Annotated in this window: 3 protein-coding genes; 2 read left to right on the top strand and 1 reads right to left on the bottom strand. The window is 63.5% G+C overall.

All coding sequences use genetic code 11. The annotated features are described in order from the left end of the window. Nucleotides 1–78 precede the first annotated feature (78 nt). Both QZY06_RS16230 and QZY06_RS16225 read left to right on the top strand, forming a co-directional pair. Nucleotides 79–1,305 (top strand): NAD(P)/FAD-dependent oxidoreductase, encoded by a 1,227-nt coding sequence (locus QZY06_RS16230; protein ID WP_367275662.1) that lies wholly within the window; start codon nt 79–81, stop codon nt 1,303–1,305. A gap of 32 nt (nt 1,306–1,337) precedes the next feature. Beyond that, nucleotides 1,338–2,474: a putative zinc-binding metallopeptidase gene (locus tag QZY06_RS16225; RefSeq protein WP_295686106.1), complete on the top strand. Its 1,137-nt coding sequence runs from the start codon at nt 1,338–1,340 to the stop codon at nt 2,472–2,474. Between the two features lie 166 nt (nt 2,475–2,640). Here the strand turns inward: QZY06_RS16225 and QZY06_RS16220 are convergent. Beyond that, nucleotides 2,641–4,043: ATP-binding protein (locus QZY06_RS16220; RefSeq protein WP_295686105.1), on the bottom strand; the 1,403-nt coding region annotated here is incomplete at its 5' end.

The raw sequence follows: 4,043 nt of genomic DNA, 5'->3' as shown, positions 1-4,043 counted from the left end.
GGAACTGGATGCCCGCCTGCGCGGGCATGACGAGATTTACAGGGATCGTCATTTAACAAAGTCAGAGACTTCATGGCCATGGATCTTAAAAGCGGCTACCCATTCTGGGCAGTCAAGAACGGCCTGATGAAGTCGTTTCCAGCGTTGACGGCCGATACCCGCTGCGATGTGCTGGTCGTGGGCGGTGGCATCACTGCCGCTCTGATCGCACAGTCGCTGGCTGACGATGGTCAGTCCGTGGTGGTCATCGAGCAGCGCGATATCGGCTGGGGCAGCAGTGCCGCCAGCACCGCGCTGCTGCAGTACGAGATCGACACCCACATGACCGAGCTGGCCGAGCGGTATGGCGAAGACAACGCCGTGCTCGCCTATCGCGCCTGCGCCGATGCGATCCCGCAATTGCAGGAGCTGGCAGGCGTTGTTCGCGATGTCGATTTCGCCCGCATGCACAGCCTCTACTTCGCCAGCAGCCTGTTTCACGTCGGCCGCCTGAACGCGGAATACGAGCTGCGTCGGCGTCATGGCTTTGCGGTGAGCCTGCTCAAGCGCGGCGAGATACGTGAGCAGTACGGATTTTCGTCGGCGATGGCGATCTTCAGCGAACTGGCTGGCCGCATCGATCCCTACCGGCTCACCTATCGCCTGCTGATGCAGCTGGAAAAGCGCGGCGTCTCGATCTTCGATCGCACTCGCCTGGAGTCCTTCGAGGCCAGCACTCGGGGTGTGGTTGCGCGCACGGCCGACGGCATCACCATCAAGGCCGGGCATCTGGTGTTCGCGTCCGGCTATGCCTCACAGCAGTATCTCGATACCCGCGTCGCCAGGAACCGCAGCAGCTATGCGTTCATCACCGATCCCATCGATAGCGAAGCGCTTGGCCCTTTGGCCAAGACGATGGTCTGGGAATCGGCACGGCCGTATCTGTACATGCGTTCCACCGGTGACGGCCGTCTGCTGATCGGCGGCGAAGATGACGACATCGATATCCCCTTGCGGCGCGATGCCAGCGTCGACCGCAAGGCCCGCATCCTGCGCAAGCGGGTGGCCAAGCTGTTCCCGGATCTGCCGCTGCAACCGGCGTTCGCCTGGGCCGGCACCTTTGCCGAAACCGAAGACGGTCTGCCGTTCTTCGGTCCGCATCCGCAGCACGGCCCGCGCGTGCAGTTCGCCATGGCCTATGGCGGCAACGGCATCACCTTCAGTGCGGCCGGTGCCGGGCTGATCACCAAGCTGATTCGCCGCGAGTCGCATCCGCTGGCGGCGCTGTTCTCGTTCGACCGACTCAATCAGCAACGCTCTCAATAACGGCATCACTCAACCCAGCGACAACAAACACCATGAAAACTTTCCACTGCGATGCCTGCGATGCGCTGGCCTTCTTCGAAAACGTCCGCTGCATGACCTGCAGCGAAGTCCTGGCTTTCGTCCCCGCCGTGCTCGATGTCTGCACGCTGCGGCCAGACGATCAGAGTGCCGAGGCGGGCCTTTTCACCAGCGGCGACGAGAAAACGAGCGGCCAGATTTTCCGCCCGTGCAAGAACGCCATCGATCACGAGATCTGCAACTGGGTGCTGGCCGCCGATGATCCGCACGAGTACTGCGAATCCTGCCGCCTGACCCGCACCATTCCGGATCTCTCCGTGTCCGGCAATCTGCAGTTGCTGCAGAAGATGGAGACCGCCAAGCGCCGTTTGATCTTCACCTTGATGAGCCTCGGCCTGCCGGTGTTCGGCAAGGACATCGATGCGGTGCGCGGGCTGGTCTACGAGTTCAAGGTTGATCTCAGTGCCGAAGGCGGCGAGCCGGTGCTCACCGGCCACGACGAAGGCGTGATCACCATGAATCTCGCCGAAGCCGATGATGCCGAGCGCGAGCGCCGCCGCCAGAAGCTCAACGAACCGTATCGCACGCTGATTGGCCACTTCCGGCACGAGGTCGGCCACTACTACTGGGATCTGCTGGTTCAGGAATCGAAGTGGAGCGAGCCCTGCCGCGCGATGTTCGGCGACGAGCGCGAAGACTACGAAGAGGCGCTTAAGCGGCACTACGAGAATGGCGCGCCGGCAGACTGGCCGAACAACTTCGTCAGCTCTTACGCGACCATGCATCCCTGGGAAGACTGGGCCGAAACCTGGGCGCACTACCTCCATATCGTCGACACCCTGGAAACCGCGGCGGCCTGCGGCTTCGCGCTGATGCCGGCACGGCCCAACGAGCCGGCGCTGACGCTGATCGATGAAGATCAGCCGGGCGCCAGCGGCTTCGATCTGATGATTGATCGCTGGATCGCGCTGACCTACGCGCTGAACAGCCTCAATCGCAGCCTGGGCCACGCCGACGCCTATCCGTTCGTGCTGACGCCGCCGGTGATCGAGAAGCTCCGCTTCGTCCACGACGTGATCGCCGATTCCGCGACCAGCAACGGTCAGCACGGCGAAGTGCTCGAGACGCTGGAGGAAGCGGCGACGGCCTGAGCAGGCGCAGCAGCAGAGGCGCATCAAAAGGCCGCCGGCATTTCTGCCGGCGGCCTTTTTTTTGGTTTCGTCATCCCCGCGACGGCGGGGATCCAGTTTTGCCGTAGCGCACCGCATCAGAACTGGATGCCCGCCTGCGCGGGCATGACGGCGTTTTTTCCCCTGCTTAAGGCACCAGACTCTCGAACACACTCTTCAGCCGATCCGGACTGGCCGGCTTGACGAAGTGCAGATCGAAGCCGGCATTGACTGCGTTCTGCTTGTCCTCGGCCTGGCCCCAGCCGGTTACCGCGACCAGCTTGATCGGGTGGCTGCCTGCGGCGGTTTCCCGCAGCGCCCGGGCCACTTCGTAGCCGGAGATGTCCGGCAGGCCGATGTCGAGGAAGGCGATGTGCGGTTTCAGTTCCTGCGCCAAGGCAATCGCTTCACGGCCGGTGAACGCCGTGCGTACCTCGTGGCCGTCGATCTCCAGCAGGATCGCCAGTGACTCGGCGGCGTCGCGATTGTCATCGGCAATCAGCACTCTCAGCGCTTGCGCAGCCGGTGCCAGGGACGGTGATTCCTCCGTCTGCGCGGCGATCGCGGTATTGCGCACGATCGGCAGACAGACGCGGAAGCTGCTGCCGTGGCCCAGGCCGGGGCTGGTCGCTTCGATGCTGCCGCCATGGAGTTCGACGATGCCCTTGACCAGGGTCAGGCCGATGCCCAGGCCACCTTCCGAACGGCTTTTCGCGGACTGCACCTGCGAGAACATGTCGAACACGCCGCCGAGCTGTTCCGGGCTCAGGCCGATGCCGGAATCGCGAACCTCGAAGACCAGATCGTTGCCGCTGACGCTCGCCGACAAGCTGATACGGCCCGGCGCATCGGTGTACTTCGCGGCATTGGTCAGCAGATTGGTCAGCACTTGCGAAAGGCGAACCGGATCACCGTCGATGCCCTGATCGAAGCGCGCGCGCTGCACGTCGAGGCGATGGCCGCGGCTCTTGACCAGTGGGCCGGCGCTTTCCAGCGCAGCCTCGATCACGCTGTCGATCGAGACATGGTCTTTCTTCAGTTCCATCTTGCCGCGGGTGATCCGGGAGATGTCCAGCAGATCGTCGAGCAGCCGCGCCATGTGCTGCACCTGGCGCTGGATGATCGAAGTGCTGACGGTGATTTCGCGGCTGCCGATGCTGGGCAGCGACAGCACTTCCGCCGCGTTGCGGATCGGCGACAGCGGGTTGCGCAGCTCGTGGGCGAGAGTGGCCAGGAACTCGTCCTTGCGGCGATCGGCCTCATGCAGTGCCATCAAGGTCTGCTTGCGCTCGGTGGCGTCGCGTAAGTAGATGCTGATGCCGCCCGGCGTCGTCGGATAGACCGAGACCTCGAACCCGCGACTCCAGGGCTCGTAGTAGTAATCGAACACGGCGGCGGTGCGCTCATCCATCGCACCACGCACGGCGACGGCATACACCTTGTCATCGAGCGCCGGATACAGTGTCCAGAAATGGCCGCCCAGCAGATCGGCGCGCTGCACGGCCAGCAGCTTTTCGGCGGCGCGATTGGCGTAGGTGATGGTCCATTGCG

Source organism: uncultured Nevskia sp. (assembly GCF_903885465.1).
GTDB lineage: Bacteria > Pseudomonadota > Gammaproteobacteria > Nevskiales > Nevskiaceae > Nevskia.
The sequence above is the reverse complement of the archived record's forward strand: the minus strand, read 5'-3'. Positions and strand labels throughout refer to the sequence as shown.

Excerpts from the sequence above, each read along its gene's own strand:
- QZY06_RS16230 (WP_367275662.1), top strand. The coding sequence starts at position 79 with ATGGATCTTAAAAGCGGCTACCCATTCTGGGCAGTCAAGAACGGCCTG.
- QZY06_RS16225 (WP_295686106.1), top strand. The coding sequence starts at position 1,338 with ATGAAAACTTTCCACTGCGATGCCTGCGATGCGCTGGCCTTCTTCGAA.